The 23,078-nt window shown below is 60.7% G+C and carries 23 protein-coding genes; 11 read left to right on the top strand and 12 right to left on the bottom strand.

Translation table 11 applies throughout. From position 1 onward, the window contains the following. Positions 1-34 precede the first annotated feature (34 nt). The 11 genes from AC6EKW_RS13890 (at position 35) to AC6EKW_RS13840 (ending at position 11,375) form a co-directional block, all read left to right on the top strand. Positions 35-1,000: a zinc-dependent alcohol dehydrogenase gene (locus tag AC6EKW_RS13890; RefSeq protein ID WP_498514689.1), complete on the top strand. Its 966-nt coding sequence runs from the start codon at positions 35-37 to the stop codon at positions 998-1,000. A gap of 88 nt (positions 1,001-1,088) precedes the next feature. Continuing rightward, a complete protein-coding gene (locus tag AC6EKW_RS13885) occupies positions 1,089-1,964 on the top strand; it encodes an ABC transporter permease (protein WP_498514688.1) in 876 nt (291 codons plus the stop codon). Beyond that, complete coding sequence (locus AC6EKW_RS13880; RefSeq protein ID WP_498514687.1) at positions 1,961-2,806, top strand: ABC transporter ATP-binding protein; 846 nt, start codon at positions 1,961-1,963, stop codon at positions 2,804-2,806. Before AC6EKW_RS13885 ends, AC6EKW_RS13880 begins: the two co-directional genes overlap by 4 nt. Before the next feature lie 16 nt (positions 2,807-2,822). Further along, the gene (locus tag AC6EKW_RS13875; protein WP_273888238.1) at positions 2,823-3,881 is read left to right on the top strand and encodes an ABC transporter substrate-binding protein; all 1,059 of its coding nucleotides are present in this window, start codon (positions 2,823-2,825) and stop codon (positions 3,879-3,881) included. Next, positions 3,874-4,341, top strand: coding sequence for a RidA family protein (locus AC6EKW_RS13870; protein ID WP_273888239.1), 468 nt, complete (start codon positions 3,874-3,876; stop codon positions 4,339-4,341). Before AC6EKW_RS13875 ends, AC6EKW_RS13870 begins: the two co-directional genes overlap by 8 nt. Positions 4,342-4,477: 136 nt before the next feature. Continuing rightward, a complete protein-coding gene (locus tag AC6EKW_RS13865; protein WP_498514686.1) occupies positions 4,478-5,167 on the top strand; it encodes a GntR family transcriptional regulator in 690 nt (229 codons plus the stop codon). After that, a complete protein-coding gene (locus AC6EKW_RS13860) occupies positions 5,157-6,167 on the top strand; it encodes a proline racemase family protein (protein ID WP_498514685.1) in 1,011 nt (336 codons plus the stop codon). Before AC6EKW_RS13865 ends, AC6EKW_RS13860 begins: the two co-directional genes overlap by 11 nt. A 15-nt stretch (positions 6,168-6,182) precedes the next feature. Further along, positions 6,183-7,067: a dihydrodipicolinate synthase family protein gene (locus AC6EKW_RS13855; protein ID WP_498514684.1), complete on the top strand. Its 885-nt coding sequence runs from the start codon at positions 6,183-6,185 to the stop codon at positions 7,065-7,067. A 15-nt stretch (positions 7,068-7,082) separates the two neighbouring features. Beyond that, positions 7,083-8,468, top strand: coding sequence for an aldehyde dehydrogenase family protein (locus tag AC6EKW_RS13850; protein ID WP_498514683.1), 1,386 nt, complete (start codon positions 7,083-7,085; stop codon positions 8,466-8,468). Between the two features lie 16 nt (positions 8,469-8,484). Further along, on the top strand, positions 8,485-9,738 hold the full coding sequence (locus tag AC6EKW_RS13845) for an NAD(P)/FAD-dependent oxidoreductase (protein ID WP_498514682.1): 1,254 nt from the start codon (positions 8,485-8,487) through the stop codon (positions 9,736-9,738). Beyond that, the gene (locus tag AC6EKW_RS13840) at positions 9,738-11,375 is read left to right on the top strand and encodes an APC family permease (protein WP_498514681.1); all 1,638 of its coding nucleotides are present in this window, start codon (positions 9,738-9,740) and stop codon (positions 11,373-11,375) included. Before AC6EKW_RS13845 ends, AC6EKW_RS13840 begins: the two co-directional genes overlap by 1 nt. A 129-nt stretch (positions 11,376-11,504) precedes the next feature. Here AC6EKW_RS13840 and AC6EKW_RS13835 read toward each other — a convergent pair whose 3' ends face one another. The 12 genes from AC6EKW_RS13835 to AC6EKW_RS13780 form a co-directional block, all read right to left on the bottom strand. Next, positions 11,505-11,678, bottom strand: a complete 174-nt coding sequence (locus tag AC6EKW_RS13835) for an IS3 family transposase (RefSeq protein ID WP_273888337.1) — start codon at positions 11,676-11,678, stop codon at positions 11,505-11,507. Beyond that, positions 11,675-11,974 carry a transposase gene (locus AC6EKW_RS13830; RefSeq protein ID WP_498514680.1) on the bottom strand — a complete coding sequence of 100 codons (300 nt, stop codon included), beginning with the start codon at positions 11,972-11,974 and terminating at the stop codon, positions 11,675-11,677. Before AC6EKW_RS13830 ends, AC6EKW_RS13835 begins: the two co-directional genes overlap by 4 nt. A 7-nt stretch (positions 11,975-11,981) precedes the next feature. After that, positions 11,982-12,407, bottom strand: a complete 426-nt coding sequence (locus tag AC6EKW_RS13825) for an IS3 family transposase (RefSeq protein WP_498514679.1) — start codon at positions 12,405-12,407, stop codon at positions 11,982-11,984. Further along, on the bottom strand, positions 12,404-12,706 hold the full coding sequence (locus AC6EKW_RS13820) for a transposase (protein ID WP_498514678.1): 303 nt from the start codon (positions 12,704-12,706) through the stop codon (positions 12,404-12,406). Before AC6EKW_RS13820 ends, AC6EKW_RS13825 begins: the two co-directional genes overlap by 4 nt. 192 nt (positions 12,707-12,898) lie before the next feature. Continuing rightward, positions 12,899-13,366: a helix-turn-helix domain-containing protein gene (locus AC6EKW_RS13815; RefSeq protein WP_498514677.1), complete on the bottom strand. Its 468-nt coding sequence runs from the start codon at positions 13,364-13,366 to the stop codon at positions 12,899-12,901. A 554-nt stretch (positions 13,367-13,920) separates the two neighbouring features. After that, entirely contained in the window at positions 13,921-14,535 is a 615-nt protein-coding gene (locus tag AC6EKW_RS13810) for an isochorismatase family protein (protein WP_498514676.1), read from the bottom strand. A gap of 4 nt (positions 14,536-14,539) precedes the next feature. Continuing rightward, positions 14,540-16,444, bottom strand: coding sequence for a hydantoinase B/oxoprolinase family protein (locus AC6EKW_RS13805; RefSeq protein ID WP_498514675.1), 1,905 nt, complete (start codon positions 16,442-16,444; stop codon positions 14,540-14,542). A gap of 2 nt (positions 16,445-16,446) precedes the next feature. Next, positions 16,447-18,501 (bottom strand): hydantoinase/oxoprolinase family protein, encoded by a 2,055-nt coding sequence (locus tag AC6EKW_RS13800; RefSeq protein WP_498514674.1) that lies wholly within the window; start codon positions 18,499-18,501, stop codon positions 16,447-16,449. A gap of 39 nt (positions 18,502-18,540) precedes the next feature. Continuing rightward, positions 18,541-19,434 (bottom strand): hydroxymethylglutaryl-CoA lyase, encoded by an 894-nt coding sequence (locus tag AC6EKW_RS13795; RefSeq protein WP_498514673.1) that lies wholly within the window; start codon positions 19,432-19,434, stop codon positions 18,541-18,543. Beyond that, positions 19,434-20,648 carry a CaiB/BaiF CoA transferase family protein gene (locus tag AC6EKW_RS13790; protein WP_498514672.1) on the bottom strand — a complete coding sequence of 405 codons (1,215 nt, stop codon included), beginning with the start codon at positions 20,646-20,648 and terminating at the stop codon, positions 19,434-19,436. The genes AC6EKW_RS13795 and AC6EKW_RS13790 overlap by 1 nt, the downstream gene beginning before the upstream one ends. A 268-nt stretch (positions 20,649-20,916) precedes the next feature. After that, the gene (locus AC6EKW_RS13785) at positions 20,917-21,660 is read right to left on the bottom strand and encodes a GntR family transcriptional regulator (RefSeq protein ID WP_498514671.1); all 744 of its coding nucleotides are present in this window, start codon (positions 21,658-21,660) and stop codon (positions 20,917-20,919) included. A gap of 271 nt (positions 21,661-21,931) precedes the next feature. Then, positions 21,932-22,849, bottom strand: a complete 918-nt coding sequence (locus AC6EKW_RS13780) for an HD-GYP domain-containing protein (RefSeq protein ID WP_498514670.1) — start codon at positions 22,847-22,849, stop codon at positions 21,932-21,934. Between the last annotated feature and the right edge of the window lie 229 nt (positions 22,850-23,078).

Here is a 23,078-nt window from a genome sequence, read left to right as displayed (position 1 = left end):
GCCAGTGCCCAACCCTGGATATGGTGAGGTTCTGGTGCGAGTAGCCATGTGCGGAACATGCGGAACGGATCTCAAAATATATGATGGGCATTTCCCCCAAACCCCGCCGTTCGGTGAGTTCACGCCTGGACATGAATGGACCGGTACGGTAGTTGCCCTCGGGGAGAGCGTCGATGAACTAGCGGTCGGAGACAGAGTATGCATTGAGGCCCATCACGGATGTGGTAGGTGCGACAACTGTCTCGTGGGCAGGTACACCGCCTGCCTCAACTATGGAGACAGGTCAAAGGGACACCGCGCGACAGGCATGACTACCGATGGCGGCTTTGCGGAATACGTGGTGCACAATGTTAGCTCTCTCTATAAGCTGCCAGAGTGTGTCTCTTACGAGGATGCCGTTCTGATAACTACGGCGGGCACTGGTCTATATGGCCTTGATGCTGTCGGTGGTTACGTAGCTGGGCAGGATGTAGCTATCTTTGGCCCCGGGCCTGTCGGTCTCATGACTGTGGAAGCCTGCGAGCAGCTTGGTGCCAATCAGGTGATCCTGGTTGGTACCCGAGATAGGCGCCTGGAGATGGGACGCAGGCTTGGTGCAGATCATACGATAAACGCCCGCGAGAGAGACCCCGTTGAAGCGATCATGGAACTGACACAGGGCGCGGGCGTCGATCTGGCTATCGAATGCTCGGGAGCTTCTATTGCTCCTCAGCAGTGTCTAGAGGTTACTAAGCGGGGCGGCAAAGTGCTTTTTGTCGCCTTTTACAAAGGGATCATCTCCCTGGACCTGAGCACAGCCGTCAGGGGAGACATCACCATGTACACAACCCGAGGAGAGGGGGGAAATAATGTCAAGCGGGCAGTCTCGCTTGCAGCCCAGGGGCGTCTGCATGGGGCAGATCTCGTCACCCACGAATTTCCTCTCGAAGGAATAGTGGAGGCTTTCCACGTCATGAAGGAGAGGATTGGGGATCCCATAAAAGTAGTTGTGGTCCCGTAAAAGAACGTCGGATTGGTGAAGATGATGGGTCCATAACCGATTACGTCATCATGAAATCTGTCTAGGAGTCTCTGGGGTAGATGGAGGAATGAAGGGAAAGATGAGACAGGGTCGAACATCTCAAACAGAGTTCGAGCAAGAACCGACTAAAGAGAAGCGAAACAATCAGGATACGCGGAAGCACAGCCTACGCACCAATGCCCTCCTACTCGGCATTTACTTTGCCATGCTGGTTGTCTGGGAGATGGCCAATCGATTATTCCACGTGCCAGCCTATCTGCTGCCGCCCCCCTCAGCGATAGCTAGAAGCATAGTTGAGAACCCCGGACAATTACTGGGCAATTTCATCACTACCCTGCAAGAGGTCTTGGTTGGATTTTGCATCGGGGTCGTCGTCAGTCTCGCGCTTGGTGCGCTTATCGTTTCTATTAGTTTCTTCGAGCGACTAATCTATCCGGCGCTCGTGGCTTTCCAAGCGATTCCTAAGGTCGCGCTTGCCCCGATACTCGTCGTCTGGTTTGGGTTTGGTCCGACATCGAAGATCATGCTCGGGTTCGTAAGTGCCATGTTCCCGATAGTCGTGAACACCGTGATAGGGCTGAAACAAACACATCCCGAGATGATTTACCTGATGCGGTCGCTGGGTGCATCGTCTTTACAGATTTTTCTGAAGATTCGGTTGCTTACCGCGGCTCCATATATTTTTGGTGGTTTCAAGGTTGGGATAACCCTAGCGGTTGTTGGAGCGGTAGTAGGAGAATTTATAGCTGCCAACAGCGGGCTCGGTTACATGCTGTTGGTTGCTAACAACTCTTTCAAGATAACAGAAATGTTCAGCGTGGTGGTCATCCTCTCGTTGATGAGCATCGGTCTCTACTATCTGATCGAGCTGATCGAGGTCATCCTGCTTCCGAAACCACTGCGCCGTAAGGGGAACACGCTGGAGACAGGGGCCAAGACATGAGCTGGGCGTCAAGAGCGTTTTCACGAAGATCGGTAGACCAGGCAATGCAAACACAGCAAGACTACGGTATGTTGGCTGCTTCTGTGCGCCTGGACGAGGTCTCCCGGCTATATAAGAGGGGCGGGAACAGCGATCTTCTTGCTGTAGATCGGGTAAGCCTCGAGGTTTTCCCGGCTGAGTTTTGCAGTGTCCTTGGCCCCAGCGGGTGTGGCAAGAGCACCCTGCTGATGATGATCGCGGGATTGTATCCGACAAGCTCTGGACGTGTGTTCATCAACGACACACTTGTGAACGGACCGTATACAGAGCTGGGAATTGTCTTTCAGCGGGATGTGCTACTCGACTGGCGCACAGTGCTTGATAACGTGCTATTGCCCATTGAGGTCAAAGGGCTCTCGAAAGCCCGCTATCGCGAGCGAGCGCTGGAGTTACTGAACATGGTCGGCTTAGGTGAGTTTGCTGGAGCGTATCCGGAGCAACTCTCAGGCGGGATGAGACAACGGGTGGCCATCTGCAGGGCTCTGGTTCACGATCCACCTCTGTTGCTTATGGATGAGCCCTTCGGTGCTCTGGATGCACTCACACGGGAGAAGCTGAACCTGGATCTCATGCGCCTGACGACCGAATCCAACAAAACGATGATATTCGTCACCCACAGCATTGATGAAGCGGTGCTTATGTCCGACAGAATCGTGATCATGAGCCCACGTCCGGGGAAGGTGACGCAGGTTTTGGAAGTTGACCTTCCAAAACCTAGAACGCTGGAAACGCGCGCCGATCCACACTTTCACGCCCTGGTACACAAAATACGGGAAGCTTTCCATTCCATGGGAATTATCTAAAGGAGGTAAACAACAGATGGGCATCGAGCAGAAGTCTTTGGTCATGGACCGGAGAACGTTCCTGCGTGCAGGAGCAACTCTGATAGGTACTGGAGCAAGTCTCTCTCTGCTGCAGGCATGTGGCCAGGGAGCCTCATCCTCCAGACAGCAGACTTCTGGGGGCCGTCGCATGAAGAACGTTTCACTCAGGTTCAATTGGACAGTGAAGGGAGAATTCACCCCTCTGTTCGTTGCGCGGGAGAAAGGATTCTACAGGGAGCAAAAGATTAACGTCGCCCTGCGTGAAGGCAAAAGCGGAACCCAGGCAGCCCAGGTTGTGGCCACTGGGAACGACCAGTTCGGGTATATTCCCTCCATCCAGGTTATTCAGGGAATAAACCAAGGAATGCCACTCATCACTCTGGCGACCTGTGGAAAAGCAACTGGTATGTGCTGGGCCTCTTGGCCCAACATTCCGCTTACCGGTCCCAAGTCCCTGGAGGGGCATAAGGTTTCGATTTCTTCTTCCTCCACCTTCTTCCAGGTCTGGAATGCATTTGCCCGCAAGTTTCACGTAGACAAGAGTAAAGTCGATGTGGTATCTCCAGATCCCTCAGCTCGTGACGGTCTGTTTCTCCACCATCAAATCGACATCATGGCCGACATTTTTTGGGCCAACGATTACGTGATCTTGCAGCAGCAGGCTGCCCCTACCAAGCTTAATGTCCTCAGGATGTCCAGCCTGAACTTCGACCCTGTTGGCTATCTGCTCGTCGTGAATAAACGATTCCTGGAAAAAGAAAGAAATTTGGTCAAGGGCTTCGTAGAGGCCACCCTCAAGGGCTTCCAATACACAATTGATCATCCAGATGACGCTACGCAGATCATGACCAGATTGTACGGGAAGAGACTGGGGAAAAAGGTAATAGCAGGCCAGATTAGAAACATGCTTGATCTCCTTAACGACAAACCGGTGCTCGGAAAGAGCGAGACTCAACCCTGGAACCACTCACTCACCCTTTTGAAAGAGTCGGGGGTGATAGACAAAAAGCTGCCGCTGGGACACTACTTTACGAACGAGTTCATTGGTGGTTGAACAGCCGGATACACTGGGTGGAGCAACTAATTCCCCTGATAACATAAGACGCCACCTCACAATCCCGGGCCTTCCTAAACCAACAGGCCCGTTTGCGTGGTCAGTGGAATGGGGCAGCTTGGTCTTCGTCTCCGGTATTCGCGGCATTGATGCCTCAACTGGTCGACCAGCGGACTCGGATCAAGAGCGCATGAGGCTTATCTTCACCTATCTGAAGCAGATTCTGGAAGAGAGTGGTTCGGCGCTGGACCTGGTGCTCTCCACCCGCGTCTACGTGACGGACATGACCAGACACCGTCCATTAGTTAACGAGATGTTCGAGAGAGCCTTTGGCGATAAGCTGCCAACACGTACGATAATCGAGGTTAGCGGCTTGAACCAAGCAGACAGCATAGAGATCGAAGCCGTAGCCGTACGTACAGCGGCTCGGTCGATTACGCCGGATTACCAGGTCCCCTAACTGGTAAAACTGTCTCTTAGTTCGTCGGCGTCTTTTCAAAATTTTGCGCTTGCCTAGAGTTTTCGTCCGGCTATTGCTGCCATCTAATAAATTATATATAATTTAAAATATAAATATAAAAAGAGGAGCGAAGCTATTGGAAGAGCTTGTGGAAAAATTTTCTCGGGGACACAAGACTGCGCAGGAGGTCGTTGCCGATGGATTGCGCGAGGCCATTCTGAGGGGGGTTCTAAAAAGTGGTCAATCATTGAGGCAGGCCAAGATAGCGGAACAGTTCGGGGTCAGCAGCATCCCGGTTCGGGAGGCCTTGAGGCAGCTGGAGGGTGAGGGGCTGGTGGTCTTCTATCCGCGGCGGGGGGCGGTCGTTTCCGAGCTATCGAGGGATGAGGTTCTTGAGATCTGCGAGATGCGCGAGGTTCTGGAGCTTCTGGCGCTCCGCAAGGCTTTCTCCGAGATCACGGATGAGGATCTTCAGCGTGCGGAGAAAGTGTTGGATGAGGCAGATGTACAACCCGATGAGGAACTGCTTGGGAGGTGGGGGCAGGTGAACTGGGATTTTCACTCCACACTCTACCGCCCGGCGAACAGGCCTCAGCTCCTCGGGATCATAAAGAACCTGCACAACAAATTCGACCGGTATCTGCGTATTCATTTCTCCGCGCTGGACTATCGGGTGAAGGGTCAGCAGGAACATCGAGAGATCCTGGCGCACTGCAAGCAGAGAGACGAGGAGGGTGCAATCGAAGCACTGCGCCAGCACATCGTAACGGTCAGGGACATGTTGCTCGACTATCTCGACGAGGAGAATGAAGAAGATGCTACTTGAGAAGATGGTGACCGCGGTGGACTCCCACACCGAAGGTATGCCCACCCGGGTCATCACGGGCGGCTTTGCCCCCGTGCCCGGCGAAACCATGTTCGAGAAGCAGCGGTACATGAAGGACAAGCTGGACCACCTGCGCAGGATGCTCGTCTTCGAGCCGCGCGGACACACCGTCATGGTCGCAGCCATACTTCTTCCTCCGACCGATCCGGGGGCGGACCTGGGCGTCCTGTTCGTAGACGAGATGGGATACCTGCCGATGTGCGGCCACGGCACCATCGGCGTGTGCACCGTGGCCGTCGAAACCGGCTTGATCCGGGCCGAAGAACCGGTCACGCACGTAACCCTGGATACGCCGGCGGGCCGGGTGGTCGCTCGAGTCAGACTGGAGAACAACCGGGTGAAGAGCGTCGAGTTCCAGAACGTTCCGGCTTTCCTTGCAAAAGAGGGTGTTGAGGTGGAGGTTGAAGGCTTCGGGCGTTTGATGCTCGACGTAGCCTACGGAGGCAATTTCTTCGCGATTCTGCCGGCAAGCTCGGTGGGGCTTACTCTGGAGAAGCGAAACTCTCAGGCCTTCGTCGATGCGGGGATGAAGATCATGGCCGCCGTAGAGGAGCAGGTGCGCGTCGAGCACCCTTCGAACCCTGAGATCAGCGAGGTCAAGCACGTCCTGTTCACCGGAGAGGCCGACGTCGAAGGAGCGCACGCCAAGAGCGCGACGGTCATATACCCCGGCATGCTCGACCGGTCGCCCTGCGGCACCGGGACCAGCGCTCGGATGGCCCAGCTCTTCAGACGCGGCGAGCTCGGTCTGGGAGAGGACTTTGTGCACGAGAGCATCATCGGGACGTTGTTTACCGGTCGTCTGGTCGAGGAGGTAAAGCTAGGCACAGGAACTTCTGCGGTTGTACCGACCATAGAGGGGAGGGCCTGGATCCACGGTTTCCAGCAGCTCGTGGTGGATCCAGAAGATCCCTTCCCGGTGGGATTCATGCTTAGGTAGAGAAAGGAGAGCAAAGTGGTACGTTTCCCCGGCATCCAGGTTGCAATAATCACACCGTTCGATTCCTCGGGGGAGGTGGATTACGCGCGCCTGGCCGAGCACACCGACTGGCTCATAGAGAACGGCGTCCACGGTCTGGTGAGCCCCGGCTCCTGTGGCGAGTACGCTGCGCTCACCGACGAAGAGCGCAGGCGCGTGGTCGAGACCGTGATCGAAGCCTCAGATGGGCGGGTGCCCGTGACTGCCGGCGTCATGGCCCCTTCTACGGCCAAGACCGTAGCCTGGACCGAACATGCCAAGCAGGCGGGAGCTGAGGCCGTAATGGCGCTTCCACCGATCAACTACAACCCCACGAGGCGTGAGGTCCTGGCTTACTACCAGGCCATCTCCGACGTAGGGTTCCCGATCGCGGCTTACAACAACCCCCATGACACGGCCACGGATCTCACGCCGGAGTTCCTGGCCGAGCTTTCGGGGATTGAGAACTTCGTTGCTGTAAAGGATTTTTCCGGTGACGTACGCCGCATAACCAGGATCCGTGAGGTCTGCGACCTGGAGGTAATAGTAGGGGTGGACGATCTGGCGCTGGAAGGCTTTCTCGCCGGTGCAACTGGTTGCATAGCCGGATTTGCCAATGCACTGCCCAGAGAGACCGTCGAGTTATACAACCTGGTGCAGGCAGGTGAGATAGAGAAGGCGTGGGAGCTCTATCGGAAGCTCCTTCCGCTCTTCCGTTATGACTCCACACCCCTTCTTGTACAGGCCATAAAGTATACGATGGAGCTGGTGGGCAGACCAGCCGGCAAGACCCGTCCTCCACGCCTTCCCCTCAGCGAAGAGGACCAAAGGGCAGTAAAGAGAGCATTCGAATACTTCGCCACGACCAGAACCACAGGCTAAGTTCCACGGAGGAGGTTGACCAGAACCATGGTGTTCGTGAGTATCAACCCACACAAGCCCTCCGAGGTGATCGGGGAGTACGAGGAGTCAGGCGCACAGGGTGTCGAGGAAGCTGTCGCCCGCGCGCATAAAGCGTTCGCCGGGTGGCGCGAAGAGACCGCCATGGCGCGCGGCGGCGCGCTGAGCAGCATAGCCGATGAAATAGAACAGAACCACGATGAGATCTCGTGGCTCGTCGTCCGGGAGGTAGGTAAGCCCATAACGGAGGCTCGCGGCGAGGTCAGCCGAGCAATCTCCATCCTGCGCTACTATTCCCAGCTGGTCCTCGCCCCGGATGGCGAGACGTATCCGGCGAGCACCTCCTCGAAGGACTGGCTGGTGTCACGTAGATATCCGGTCGGGGTGTGCGCGCTCATAACACCCTGGAACTTCCCAATTGCGATCCCGCTCTGGAAGGCCGCTCCGGCGCTTGGCTACGGCAACACCGTAGTCCTCAAGCCAGCACCGCAGGCGACAGCGGTAGCCTGTCGGTTAAAGGAGATCGCAGATAAGCACCTCCCTGATGGAGCCTTCGAGCTCGTCCTCGGAGACGCGGATACCGGGGAACCGCTGGTAAAGCACCCCGACGTAGCTGCTGTATCGTTCACGGGATCTCTCAGGGTAGGACAGAGCGTTGCCAGGGAAGTTGCGGGTAGGGGGGCGCGGGTGCAGTGCGAGATGGGTGGACAAAACTCTTCGATCGTACTAGCTGATGCGGATCTGGACCGAGCAGCAAAGACTATCGCCTACGCCGCGATGGGTTACGCCGGTCAGAAGTGCACCGCTACCAGCCGCGTCATCGTCGAGGACTCCGTCTATGACGAGTTGCGCGAGAGGCTAGTCTCGGCGGTGGAGGAGATGGAGGTCATTGACCCGGGTAAGGAGAGCTGCCAGGTGGGGCCTCTCATCGAAGAGGAAGCCCGCGCCTCGGCGCTCGAGGCCCTCGAAGCAGGCGGAGGAAGGAAGCTCACGGGCGGCCGACCCCTCGATGAAGAAGGATTCTATCTCGTCCCGACGCTAGTTGAGATCGAGGACCGTAACAGCCTGCTGGCAAGAGAAGAGGTCTTCGCCCCGGTCAGCGCGCTGCTCAGAGCCTCCTCTGTAGAAGAAGCCGTGGAGATCGCCAACGAGGTGCGCTACGGGCTCGCTGCGGCTGTGTTCACCGAAGATCTCGGCCGGGCGACGCAGGTGGGCAACAGGCTCGAAGCCGGGCTGGTGCGGGTGAACGCCTCCACCGCCGGGGTCGACTACTATGCTCCTTTTGGCGGCTCCAAGGATTCGGGGATAGGCTCGACCAGGGAGCAGGGGCTTGCGGCCAGACAGTTCTACACCGAGAGCAGGACGTTCCTGATCTCACCATGAGGGAGGCCGGTCTCGGATGAAGGTTGTCATCGTCGGAGGAGGCGTGGTGGGGCTCTGCTGCGCTCGTGAGATCGCCCGTCAAGGAGGAGAGGTGACGCTCGTCGAGCGGGATCGCTGCGGGGGAGCGACCTCGCTGCGAAACGCCGGGCAGATTGTCCCTTCCCTCTGCACCCCGCTCTCCTCCCCCGGTGTCATCAAGCGGGCGCTCGGGTGGATGCTCAAGCTGGGCAGTCCTCTCAGCCTGAGGGTGAGCCTGGATCCGGATTACCTGCTCTGGCTGTTGCACTTCGCGCTCAACTCCTCCGAGGAGAAATACCGCGAGTGCCTGAAGGCAGCCCTCGTGCTGGGCAAGGACACCCACCTTCTCTTCGAAGAACTGCGAAAGGAAGGCGTAGAGTTCGAGATGCACCAAAAAGGCATCCTGTTCGCTACCCTCTCTGAAGAGGCGCTGCATGAAGAGACGGAGGTCTACCGGGAGCTCGAGCGGGCCGGCTACGACGGCGCCTACGAGGTGCTCAGCGGGGAGGAGGCGCGCCGCCTGGAGCCGGCGCTGAGCGAGAAGGTGGTCGGGGGGCTTTTCGTCAAGGACGAGCGCCACATCCGTCCGGAAAGCTTCGCGAAAGGCCTAACCGCAGATCTCGGGTCAAGGGGAGTACAGATACTCGAAGGCGCAGAGGTCTACGGCTTCAGACACGGCCAGAAAGGCTCCTGGAGGGTACTCACTTCGGAGGGGGACCTCGGCGCCGATCGTGTGCTCCTGGCAGCGGGTGTTTGGTCCAGGGAGTTGCTCGCAGAGCTTGGTGTGAAGATCCCGCTCGAGGCAGGCAAGGGCTACAGCGTAACCTCTATGGGGAAGGGCACACGCCCTCAGCGGCCGCTGAAGTTCACCGAGGCGCAGGTGGTGGCGACTCCGTACGACAGTGGCGTGCGGGTCTCCGGGATGTTCGAGCTGAGCGGCATAAACCTCTCCCTGAAGCGGCGGAAGATCGAATCGATCATCCGCGCTGCTGCCCCCTACCTGCGTGATTGGGAACCGATGAAGCCCAGGCTTGAGTGGACCGGGCTGCGTCCCGCTACCCCCGATAGCCTACCCCTGATCGGTAAGGTGCCAGGCTTGAATAACTTCTACCTAGCTACGGGACACGGAATGCTCGGCGTGACCCACGCCCCCGCTACTGCCAGAATGCTGGCGCCGCTGGTGCTCGAAGACCGGCCGGTGCCCGAACTGGAACCGTTCAAGCTCGAGAGGTTTGTGGGAAAGGGGAAGTAATGGAAAACAGCGGCCAAGAGGGAGGGTTCAAGAGAGAACTCTCTCTTATGGATATGACCCTGGTAGGATTCGGCTCGATAATAGGCTCAGGCTGGTTGTTTGCCTCCAGCAAAGTGGCCAGTATTGCCGGGCCTGCAGGAGCAATCTCTTGGATAATAGGTGGGATCTCGGTGATCCTGCTCGGTCTGGTATACGCTGAGTTGGGAGGCTCCGTACCGCGGGCAGGGGGTGTTATCCGCTATCCGGCCTACTCCCACGGACCCCTTGTGGGTTATCTGATGTCTTTCGTTACCCTGATCGCCTTCTCTAGCCTCACGGCGATCGAGGTCGAGGCTGCTCGCCAGTATGCGACCTCTTGGTGGCCAGCACTCTCTCAGCCAGGGACCACCACTACTCCGACAGCGCTGGGTTGGTTCGTGCAGTTGGGGCTTTTGTGCATCTTCTTCCTCCTGAACTACTGGAGCGTCACCTCGTTTGCGAAATCCAACGCCATACTCACCATCATCAAGTTTGTCGTTCCATCTGTCACGATTGTCTTCTTGTTGAGCCAGCTGAAGACGGCAAACTTCAGCGTCCACGGCTTCGCACCCTTCGGTTTCTCCGGTGTTGAAGCTGCGATTCCGACTGGAGGAGTGATCTTCGCTTACCTGGGGCTGCAGCCGGTAGTTGGCTTCGCGAGCGAAGCCAAAAATCCGCAGCGGACCGTACCTATCGCGCTCATTCTTTCTGTAGTACTCTCAGCTATAGTCTATGTCCTACTCCAAGTGGCATTTATCGGGGGGATCCCCACGCACATGCTGAGCAAGGGCTGGGTGGGTGTAGAGAACGAGTTCAGCCTTCCCTTCAGGGATATTGCGGTGGCGCTCGGGTTTGGATGGCTGGCGGCACTGGTCACCTTCGACGCGATTATCTCACCCAGCGGTACAGCCAATATCTACCTTCCCTCGACTGCTCGTGTGGTCTACGGCTGGGCCCGCAACGGTACTCTGTTCAAAATCTTCGGCCGAGTCGAACCGAGGTCTAGTATTCCACGTCCTGCTTTGTGGCTCTCGTTCTTTCTGTCCATCTTCTGGACGTTACCGTTCCCTTCCTGGGGAGTTCTTATTAACGTGGTTTCTTCGGCCCTAATCTTTAGCTACGCCGTAGCGCCGATCTCTGCTTACGCCCTCCGTCGTAATGTCCCCAACCTTCCACGCCCCTTCCACCTGAAGGGTATGAGCATAATAGGTCCGATCTCTTTCATCATAGCTTCGCTTATCGTTTACTGGACCGGATGGCAGACAGATTCCTGGCTGCTGGGCATTCAGCTTCTGATGTTCGTAATATATGTCCTCGCGAGGAAGGCGGTACCTACCGACCAAGTCAGCTTCGCCCAACAACTCAGATCTTCTTGGTGGCTCGTGTTCTACTACATAGTGATAATCCTTCTCTCCTGGCTGGGAAGTTTTGGTGGATCGAATATCATCCCTAGCCCCTGGGATCAGATACTCGTCGTTATAGCCTCCGTCATCGCTTACTATTGGGGAGGACGCACCGGGCTTCCTGAACCGGCGCTCGACGAGGACAAGGTGGAGACCGAGACGGCACCAGCTCCCCCCAGCTTTCTCGGCCGCGAAGATCCTGAATCATCGCGGTGACTCGGAAACGGGGCCACGGAGCGAACTTCGCCACAGATACTGACCTCGCTCATCACGGTAGGAAAGCCATGACCAGAACAGAGGCCACACCAGCGCTGGAGTTGCAACGGTCTGGTGGACACTTTGTCACTACGCCACCGTCACCTCCTTTGCTCCGAACTCCTCGAACCTCTCCGGGCTGACGTATCCGAGCGAGGAGTGCAACCGCCTGCGGTTGTAGAAGCCTTCCAGGTACTCGAACACGGCGCTCCTCGCGGCAGCCCGGCTCGGGAAGCGGCGAGGATGGACGAGTTCAACCTTCAGCGTCGCGACGAAGCTCTCGGAGATGGCGCTCTGTCCAGCGCTGATCCCACCCTCCCCATCGACGAAACTATCCTGGCCTCTTCCAGCTTCTTGCCGAAGGAGAGCGCGGTGTACTGGGTGCCCCTCTCGGAATGGTGTATGAGACCCGCTTCGGGCTTGTGCCTCCAGAGGGCCATCTCCAGAGCGTCGACGACGAGCTCGGCGCGCAGGTGGCTCGCCGTCGCCCAGCCGACGATCTTCCTGGAGTAGACGTCCAGCACAAACGCCAGGTGGAGAAACCCCTCTTCGGTGCGCACGTATGTTTTATGTCCGCCGTCCAGAGCCTGTCGGGGGCGGTGGCGCGGAAGTTCCTGACTTCACGAGGTCCTGAGCGGGCGTGGCACGAGGATCACGACGGGTGGTCCTCCTCTTCCTGCCTCGAACGCAGCCCCGAATCCCGGTTTCCCGCATCAGCCTCGCCACCCTGCACCGGCCGCACCGAATCCCGAGGGCACGCAGCTCGGCGTGCACCCTGGGGTAGCCGTAGGTCTCTCTGCTCCTCTTGTGCATTTCCACGATACGCTCGGTGAGGGCCGCATCCTCGCGGCTCCTCCTGGAGGGTGGTCTCATCATCTTCCAGCTCATCATCTTCCAGGCGTAGTAGCCGCTCTTTGAGACGCCGACCATTCTGCACAACAACGCAACGGGAAAGCGCGCCCTCTCCGCGTCGGCGAACCTGAAGCGGCTCACCGACTCCCGATCTCCTCCCTGGCGAAGAAGGCGGTCGCTTTTCTTAAGATCTCTTTCTCTTGGCGCAGGGGTTTCACCTCGCGACGGAGCCTGCGCAGCTCCTCCTTCTCCTCGGTGGTGAGCTCCTCGCGCTCGCTCTCGTCGATCTCGTCCTGCTTGACCCAGTTGCGTAAGGTTTCGACGCTGACGCCGAGTTCGTTGGCTACCCTGGGTATGGGGTGATCTTCATTCGAAGCTCGCACCAGCCGGATGGCCTCGCGGTGGAATTCCTGCGGGTACGGCGGTCTGGTTCTGGGCACTTGTCCTCCTTCGCGTGGACTTCCGAGACCAAGTCTCCATCAGTCCACCAAACCGTAGCAAGTCCAAAGAGGCGAAGGGGCTTTCCTTGCTCGCTCCAACTACTCAAGGTGGGCAGGGCTACCCGGCTCCACCAGCACTCGTTCAGGAAACCCACCGCCCAGGTGTCGGGATCTCTGCTGCGGCTACCTCCATCAGTTGGTCGCGCCGCCTTTTCTTTCGTAGAGGGGATCAGGGGAGGTGATCCACCGCTTGGCCCGCATCCACCTCACCGAGAGAAGGCGCGAAAGCGTCGCCCGAATGGTCTCTCCCGAGACTCGCCTCTCAGTGAGCCTCTCCTCGAAGGTGACGTCTGCGGCCATCGCAAGAGTCCACAGGCTCGTGTCGTACCCGAACTCCCTCGGGGAGCGGTGGAGCATTTGCCGCAAGACCTCGGCGCTCTGTTCGTCTAAAGCGACATGGACGAGCTTGGGGAGTGAGGAGCCGGGCGTGAGAGCGTCGAGTTCACGCTCGTTGAAGGCGTGGATGGCATTCCTGACCGTCCGGGGGCCGCATCCCAGACTCTGGGCTATCTTCGGAGGGGATTGTCCGCGAGAACTCGCCAGGAGTATCTGGGATCGGCGCATCACGAAAGCGTCTTTGGAGCGCAGAGAGGCTTCCAAAGCCTCGCGCTCCTCTTGCGACAACGAACGTACAAAGATGGGAGGTTTCATACAGACCACTATAGCTCATCGCACACAACATCTATAGGAAGGGCCGGCAGTGCCCTGGACAACGCCATGGCAGAGAAGAGTTTCCTTCTCGACGCTTAAGGCCGAGCTGGTGAGCAAACTGCAGTTCCCAGCCATCAGACTTGGGCTACAGGAGTCCAGCAAAGTTCGAGGAGAGAATAGAAGAATCTAGAGTTGCGTAAGATCGACGTGTCCGCTCTAGCGTGGTAATCCCAGCCAGGCTCTTGTTGGGGATAATGACTCTCCGCGGGCAGGCTTGTCCGCGGAGCGCTTGACCGAGGAGAGCGAGAAGGAGAAGGTACGGGCGGCCTTTAAGCCTTGGGCATGCCGCGTTCGACGGCGGAGACGATCTTGTGTCTGAGATCTTCGGAGTGACCGTTCATGATCCCTCGGATCGTCCTCGCTGCAACGTGCTGTCGGAGATGTTGAGCAACCGCAGATGAAGAGCGGGTTGGCGTCAGCTCACTATTGTCTGCAACGCGCTGTCAGCCAGCGTGTACAGCGTCGATGTATTCCAAGACCTCGTCCACGGAGACGACGTCGCCGTATTTGGCGTCAATGTCGTAGAGATTGGCCTCGTGGGCTTCAGGGTTACGGTCACCGACAGCCTCGCGCGGGACGACGGGGCGGAAGCCGTGTTGCAGGGCGTCGACGGCGGTGGCCCGCACGCAGCCCGAGGTCGAGGCTCCCGTGATGATGAGAGTGTCCACGCCAGCGGCGGTGAGCAGGGCCCCAAGCGGCGTTCCGAAGAAAGCGGAGGCGAAGAACTTGTTGAGGACGGGTTCGGAGGCGCGCGGCGCTATTCGCGGGTCGATCCCAGCCCATCGGCTTCCGGCCTCCAGAGTGAGGAGGGCGGGGACCTTGTCTATGAACGCGGCGGCGGTGAGCCTGTCGGACTCCCGGTAGGCGACGGTGGTGAAGACCACGGGAATCTCCGCCGCGCGGGCGGCTTGGAGGAGCCTCCGGATCTTCTCGACTGGCCCTTCGAGGTCACATGCCAGCGGCGACTCTGGGTCGGTGAAGCCGAGCGTCATGTCTATGACGGCGAGGGCGGGGCGGCGGCCGAAGCCGCCGCGTCCGCCGAAGCCCTCGATATGCATCCTCTCACCCCCTGCCGTTAGCCCGCGCCGCGCCGAGCTCGTGCGAGAGCCACTCGTTGAATTTGCGGCGGGTCTCGGCGATGATCCTGCGCTGCTCCTCGAGCGGCGGCAGGTCGCCGTGGTCGAAGGCGGGCGGCTCGGGACGGGAGGCCCGGATCTCCTCGCGCCTCGACTGCGTCGCCGCGGCGTCCACCGAGCCATCCTCCCCCAGGACGACGCCGTACTCGCTCTCGGCGGCCTCGCGGCTGACGAGGCCCCAACGCACGTCCTTGGCGACGGCCTCCGGGTCGCGCTCCAGCGGGTCGCCGACGCCCCCGGCCCCGGCGGTCTCGAAGACGAGCCGGTCGCCCTCGAAGACGGGGACGTCGCTCACCTTGGAGGGGAGTTCGACCGACGCGCCGTCCTTGCGGATGAGGGTCTTCTTCGAGGGCGAGCCGGGCTTGCCGCCGGCGACGCCGTAGGGGTAGGTGTGGGCGCGGTCGTCCTGGTAGGTGATGCGCCCGTCGGAGAGGAAGCGGTAGACCTTCCGTATGCCGCAGCCGCCGCGGAACTGGCCCGCGCCGCAGGAGTCGCGGCGGGCTGTGTACTCCTCCACGATCATGGGGTAGTACGTCTCCATGTACTCGGCGGGGACCGCGAGGAACTCCGGCCACCAGGAGTGCCCGTCGAGGCCGTCCTTGCCCGGGATCGCCGGGATGCCGCCGTAGAGGATCTCCATCGTCTGGAACGGCTCGCCGTCCGGCTTGACGCCGGAGTACACGAAGTTCGGGCTCGTACCGTAGGAGCCCGAGACGTTGAAGCCGATCGCCTTGGCGTAGACCGCGCCCAAGACGTCGAAGAGGCGCGCCATGACGACCAGGCGGTTGGAGAGGGGCGCGGGGTCCTTCGGGCGCAGCACGGAGCCCTCGGGGATGTGGACCTTTATGACGTCCGAGTAGCCGTCGTTGAAGAGGATCGTGGGGTCGACGGCGGAGATCAGGAAGACCCCCGCGAACATCTGGAACATCCGGTGGTTGAGGAGGAAGTTGACGGGGCCGGGGACCTGGGCGTCGGTGCCGGTCCAGTCGAGGTGCAGGGTGTCGCCCTCGCGCCACATGGCGAGCTTGAGCTTTATGGGGCCGTTGCCGAGCCCATCGTCGTCGGTGTAGTCCTCGAACTCGAAGCGCTCACCCTCAGGGATGAGCTGGCGCATGAGGTTTATGATGCTGGTGCGCGTCCGGTCGAGGAGGGCGTCGCAGGCCTCGAGGTAGGTCTCTTTGCCGAAGCGGTCGCAGATGTCCTTCACCCTCTGGGCCCCGGCGGCGGTCCCGGCGGCTATCGCCATGATGTCCGCGCGGGTCTCGCGCGGGGTGCGGGAGTTGTGGCAGAAGAAGCGCAGGACCTCTTCGTTGAGTTTGCCGCCGTCGTAGAGCTTGACGGGGGGCATGCGCACGCCCTCCTCGTAGATCGAGCGGGCATCGATGGGGATGGAGCCTGCGGTCTTGCCGCCGACGTCCATCAGGTTGCCCCACTGCAGGGCGTACCCGACGTGGTCGCCCTCGTAGAAGATCGGACGCACCAGCAGGATGTCCGGCAGGTGCGAGGTGGAGCCCTCCATCATGTACGGGTCGTTCGTGGCGATGACGTCGCCGTCCTTGAGGTCCTCGACCTTGTAGGGCGAGTTCTCCAGCACCGTGTCCACCGGGCTTCCGAACTGGCCGACGACCATGCGCCCCTGGCGGTCAGCGATCAGGGGGAACTCGTCGGCCTGCTCGCGGATGATGGGGCTCACGGCCGTCGTGACGAGCACCCGGTCCATCTCGTGGCGGATGTTCTTGAGCGCGTTCTCGATGATGTCGAGGGTGACGTTGTCTATGGCGTGCTCCCGGACGAAGTCCGGCAGGCCCTGCTCTCTCTCGTTCAGCACCATTCTCAGGCCTCCTCGATCCGGATGTTCCCGAAGCGGTCCACCGCGCCGCGGTAGCCGGGCTCTATGACGGTCGTGGTGTCGTCCTGCACCACTACGGCAGGTCCCTCGACGGAGTGGTTGGGCCGGAGACTGGACCGTTTGTAGATCGGGGTCTCGACCCACTCCCCGCCGAAGTACACCTTCTCCGTGCGAAGCATGGCTTCGGAGGCGTCGGGTCCGGCGCCGTCCTCGCTTGCCACGAGGCTCACGCCCCTTATGGTGCCGCGCCCGACGACGCGCACGGTGGCGATCTCCAGCGGCGAGTCCGGCAGCTCGAAGTTGTAGCGCTGGCGGTGTGCCTCCTCGAAGCGCTCACGCAGGAAGGTCGAGTCCTCGCCGGTCAGTTCCTCCAGCTCGAAGCGGCAGGGGATCTGGATGTTCTGCAGGTAATAGCGGCAGTCGGCGTAGAGGTCGAAGCGCTTCTCGCCTTCCGCAACACCCTCGCCGTCGAGCCACTCGTTGGCCTGCGCGATGAGCCGCTCGACCGTCGTCTTGAGCTCTGAGGCCGGCGTCTCCTCGGCGATGCGCAGGTAGGTCTCGGGGAACTCGTTCTGGATGTCCGAGGAGAGGAAGCCGAAGGCGCTCATCACGCCCGGGGTCGGCGGCACTATGACGGAGCGGGAGCGGATGAGCCGCCCGAGGGCGTTGGCGTGCATCGGCCCGGCGCCGCCGAAGGCCACGAGGCCGAACTCCCGCGGGTCGTGGCCGCGCTCGACGCTCACGACCCTGAGAGCGGCGTGCATGTTCTCGTTGACGATCTCCAGGATCGCCTCCGCCGCCTCCTCGACGCCCATCCCGAGCCGCTCGGCGACCTTCCCGACGGCCCTTCGGGCGGCCTCCTCGTCCATCCGTAGCGTGCCGCCCAGAGCCACGCCGGGCGGGATGCGGTGCAGGACCACGTTCGCGTCGGTGACGGTCGGCTCCTCGCCGCCGCGCCCGTAGGCGGCGGGACCGGGGTCGGCCCCCGCGCTCGCCGGACCGACCTGCAGGGCGCCGCTCGCGGAGACGAAGGCGATCGAGCCACCACCGGCGCCGACGCTGTGCACGTCGACCGCCGGGCTCTTGAACTGGAAGTAGCCGAGCTGGATGTCGCGGCGCACCGGCGTCTCCCCGTTCAGGCACAACGAGACGTCCGTGGAAGTCCCGCCCATGTCGAAGGTGAGGATGTTCTTCACCTTGATCTCGCGCGCCAGATAGGCCGCCCCCGTCACGCCCCCGGACGGCCCCGAGAGCGCGATCTGTATGGGCCTCTCGGCGACGGCCTGTGTGCTCATCGCCCCGCCGTCGGAGCGGACGATGGAGAGGGCGCCACCGAAGCCCTTCTCGCGGACGCTCTTCTCGAAGTTCTTCATGTAGAGCATCGTGCGCGGCTGGACTGCCGTGTTCACCACGGTGGTGAGCGTCCGCTCGTACTCCCCATACTCCTGGCCGATGTCCGAGGAGATGGAGACCGAGAGGTCCGGGTAGAGCTCGCGCACGATCTCGCGAGTGCGCCGCTCGTGCTCCGGGTTCACGTAAGAGTTGAGGAAGCCGATGGCGAGTGACTCCACACCCCGCTCCACGAGGCTCTTCACGGCCTCGCGCACCTCCTCCTCATCAAGCGGCACCAGGATGCCTCCGTCCGGTCCGATGCGCTCGTTGATGCCCACGGTGTCGGTCGGGTCGGCCGGCGGGTCGGGCTTGACGAGGGACATCCAGCCGTAGAGCGGGCCCGGCGTCCAGGCACGGGCGAGGAGGAGGATCTGCTCGTGGCCCTTCGTCGTCAGCAGCCCCACGCGCGAGCCGGTGTTCGTGAGGATCATGTTCGTCACCACGGTCGTGCCATGGAAGAGGAGGTTGAGGTCCTCGAAGGAGACCTCGAGCTTCTTGCAGACCGATTCGATTCCTTCCACCACGCCCCTCGATGGATCATCGGGGGTCGAGAGGACCTTGCCTTCGATGAGCTTGCCGCTTCTTTCTTCGAAGAGCAGCACGTCCGTGAACGTGCCACCGACGTCGACCGCAACGTTGTACCCCATCAGAACATTCCTCCTTACGCCATTGACAATCGCCGGCAGCTAACCTGATACTGGCTCGAATACCCCAGCTTTGTATACCTGTCCCGGAAGCTCCTTGCCGAGATGGCTGGCGAGCCACTCCGCGCAATCGATTAGAGCCTCCAGGTCGATGCCGGTCTCGTATCCCATTCCCTGCAGGAGGTAAACGAGATCTTCTGTGGCTATGTTGCCAGTCGAACGCGGTGCAAAGGGACAGCCGCCCGTACCTCCCACCGAGGCGTCGAGCACCGATGCCCCCGCCTCTATCGCGGCGACCGCGTTGGCGAAGCCGGTGTTGCGGGTGTTGTGGAAATGGCAGCCTACCGTGATCCCTAGCTTGCGTACCCCCTCGACGAGCTCTCCAACCTGGCTGGGCACCCCCACGCCTACGGTGTCGGCGAGTACGATCTCGTCCGGTCTCGCGGCACCTACGCGTTCGGCGATCTCCAGCACCGTCTTTGGCTCCACACGCCCCTCGAACGGGCAACCAAAAGCCACGGCGAGGGTCACCGAGATCCTCACCCCATCCGAGTGTGCCCGTCTGACGAGCTTGGTGGCCACTTCCGTTGCCTCTTCCACGCCCATGTTCTGGTTCCGCCGCGCGAACGTCTCGGTCACCGGAAATGCGTAGCGCACTTCGTCCACGCCCGAGCTCGTGGCCCTTTCGTATCCTCTTTCGTTGAGGGCCATACCGGCATAACGTGTGTCTGGTCTGCGATTTATCTTCCCCATGACCTCTTCGGCTCCAGCCATCTGGGGTACCCGCTTCGGGTTCACGAAGCTGGCGGCCTCGATTCGTGAAACACCCGCAGCCGCGAGCCTGTCGCACAGCTCGGCGCGGACCTCGGGTGGAAGCGTCTTCTCTTCGTTCTGCAGTCCGTCGCGGGGACCGACGTCCACTATCTCGACGCGCATCAGACGACCCCCCTTCCCTGCAGGGCGGCGAGCTCGTCGTCACCGAGCTTCAGCAGGCCGCGGTAGACCTCTTCGTTGTGTTGTCCCAGGGCCGGGCCGGTCCAACGGACCTCGCCGGGGGTCCCGGTGAGGCGCGGCACCACGTTCTGCATGGGGAAGGGGCCTATCTCTGGATCTTCGACCGTGACTATGTTTCCCCGGGCGGCGTAGTGCTCATCCTCGACCATGTCTTTGGCCGTGTACACTTTACCTGCTGGAACACCTGCCTCACCCATGACCCTCAACACCTCATCGCCGGTCCGCTGCTTCGTCCACTCCGAGATCAGGGCGTCCAGCTCCTCCATGTTCTCGCCGCGGGCGTGGTGGGTGACGAACCTCGGATCCTCGGCCCACTCGGGATGCCCCACGGCCTTCGCAAGCCTCCGGAACACGGTGTCGGCGTTGCCGGCGATGAGAACGTAGTCCTCGTCGCGGGTGGGGTAGATGTTGGAGGGCGCCACGAACGGCAGCACGGTCCCGGTGCGCCCCCGCACGTGTCCGGTGAGGACGTACTCGGGGATCGTGCTCTCCATCAGCGCCAGCACGGCCTCGTAGATCCCGACGTCCACGACCTGTCCCCGACCGCCCCGGGCATCCCTGTGGTAGAGGGCGGTCAGCGCCCCGAGAGCCCCGAAGGTCGCCGCGAGCGAGTCCCCCAGAGAGATCCCCACCCGCGGCGGCGGAAGATCCGGGAAACCGGTTACGTGCCGGATGCCGCCCATCGCCTCGCCGATCGCGCCGAAACCCGCACGCTCCCTGTAGGGCCCGGTCTGCCCGTAGCCCGAGACCCGCACCATGACGAGGCCGGGGTTGATCTCTTTGAGAGCATCGTACCCGAGTCCCCAGCGCTCCATCGTGCCGGGGCGGAAGTTCTCGACGAGTACGTCGGCCTCGGCTATGAGCCTGCGCGCGAGCTCCTGCCCCTCTTCTTCCCTCAGGTTGAGCGTCACGCTCTTCTTGTTGCGGGCGATGATAGGCCACCACAGCGTGCGCCCCTCCTTGCGGTGCCGGCCCCACTCGCGCATCGGATCCCCCTTGCCAGGGGGCTCTACCTTGATCACCTCCGCCCCGAAGTCCCCCAACAGCTGCCCACAAAACGGCCCGGCGAGCAGGCTCCCCATCTCGATGACCCGAACTCCATCTAGTGGTTTGTTCGATCCCCCAGGTTCGTTCATTCGCTTCCTCCAGATCTCCCGAACTCGCCGAATCTCTCCCGGCTCAAAACCCCCACCTCACGGCCAGGATCCCCTCTCAGCGGTTTCCCTGCTTCTCCTCCACTCGACACGACAATGGTTGCCAAACGCAATTGTATACAAAATAGCGTCTGTACGGCCATTGTGTCAAGGGTTTCTAGTGAAATCCACCGGAAAATTCTTTTTCTAGAGGGGATTTGAGCCTGGCTCAAGAAAGAGCTGCGTCGCGCAGGTCGTTTTTGTATACAAATCAGGGTTTGAGGCCGTTGCTTCCTTGAGCGACGCCCTCTTCTTTGAGTGCTTTGATTACGAAATCGCGTCCTTCGTAGATATGTTCGCGCATGATTATCTCTGCGCGTTCTCCGTCTCGTGATTCCAGGGCCCTGAGAATCTGGCGGTGGTAGTGGTTGGAGATTACACGCTCGTGTGGCGTGTACCAGAAGAAAGCCTTGAACACCAGCGGCAGTTCTACGGTACGCTGGACCAGGCGCTTGAGCCTTCGGTTGCGACTGGCTTCAACGACTGCCCCGTGGAACTCGTTGTTGAGCGCCACCAGCCGGCGTATCTCTTCCTCGTGATCGTGCGCTCCTCTGATCGCCAGGTCTTCCATCTTCGCAGCCAGATCGCGCATGAGGTTCAGATCGCTTTCCTCCATGCGTTCCGCTGCCTTTCGGGCGGCGTAGCCTTCGAGCACCGCCCGCAGATCGTAGATGTCCCACACCTCTTCGACGCTGAAAGAACAGACCATTGCGCCACGATTGGGGATTATTTCCACCAGTCCCTCGGCTTCCAGCATCGTGAGTGCCTGTCTCACGGGAGTCCGGCTCACCCCAAGCCTCTCCGCCAACTGCTCTTCGATCAAACGTTCGTTGGGTGCATATTCGCCCGTGAGGATCAGGTGCCGCAGTTTTTCCAGCACCCCGTTGCTAGAACCGTGTTTTTTCATGTGGCTTCCGGTTCTCCATCCAGCAGCGACAGAGATCTCCGTCTCCACCGCGTTGGGCTCCGAATGCCCGTTTTCGATCCTGTCAGGATGCCGATCTCGACCAAGGCTGCCGGCGGGTGTTCTCTGCGTCCATCTCCCTCTAAACTACCTCATACCGTGTCCCGTAACCAGGTTGGATGTCTTCTTTTCGGTCGGCACCGGTCCTTTCCCAAGGGTGGGGCGATCGTGCTGAACGGGCGGTATTCACTGGAACATGCCCGAAGGAGACGGATGCGGGAGCATCTGTCTTCCCGAAGAGCGGTGGGCAGGGGTGGAAGCCTCAGCTCCCTCCGCTGCCCGAGATGAGCCGGAGGCCCGGACCGTCCTTCGCGGACCCACCTCCTTGTTCGGCGGAAGCCAGACCAAAGGAGAAGCGCTCCCCTCTCCCCAGGGCGTATTCTTCTCCTTCCCTCTCGATTATCCGGAGCAGCGTCCTCACCACGACCCCATCCAGCTCCCTGTCGCACACGTCGATGAGCTCTCTCCTGGCTTCCTCCAACATGGAACCATCGTCTTCGGCGCGTCTCAGCGTGAGAACCACGGAGGCATAATGCGAGGCCGCGGCGAGTATCTTCGCTTCGAGGGGGATCCACTCTCCCCTGAGCCCATCCGGATATCCCTTCCCATCGATCCTCTCGTGGTGCCACCTGACCCACTGGGCCGATTCCTCATAGCCGGGGATGGAGCCGAGGATCTCTTCTGCGTGGAGGGGATGCTCGGCGAGGCGTGCCCTCCCCTCGGGGGTGAGTTTTTCGGGGTCTGCGAGCAGTACCTCGTCGGGCAGGCTGACCTTGCCGACGTCCTGCAGCAGGGCGGCGAGCTTCATCTTCTCTATCTTGCTCTCTTCGAGGCGAAACTCGCGGGCAAGGTCCTCTGCGTAGACGGCCGAGGTGGCCGCGAGGAGATGCGTGAGATGGTCCTTCCTATCTTCTCGACCATCTTCACTGCGAAGGCCACATTCGAGGCGTGAAGTTGCGCTCTCTCCTCTCTTAGCCCGGAGAGTTCGTCCTCGAGCTCTTCGACCTTCTTGCTCTGGTCTCTGAAGAAGCGTACCAGCCCCAGCGCGAGCGCCGAGCCGCCGAAGAGGGCGATGGCGGCGACGGGTCCTAGCCGGACGGTCGCGTAGGAGGTGAGGAGGGCGGTGGCGAGGAGCACCGCCTGCGAGGGGGTGTCCGGGGCCAGGATCTCTCGCATCCATTCCCCCGGCGGGGTTCCGTATTTGATCCTCAACAGCGCGTAGCCGCTCAGGGACTCGACGACGTACATCGCCACGCCGGCCCCGAGCAGTCCCACCACGTAGGTAGTTCCGAAATCCGGGGGGCTCAGGAGCAGTGGCCCGGAGGTCGATCCGAGGACGAAGGAGGCAGCGAGCACCTGCAGCGCATAGCTCGCCGACTGGAAGATCGTCCTCTGCCGGTCCCGGTAGA

This window comes from Rubrobacter sp. M3-4 (genome assembly GCF_059772285.1).
The sequence above is the reverse complement of the archived record's forward strand: the minus strand, read 5'-3'. Positions and strand labels throughout refer to the sequence as shown.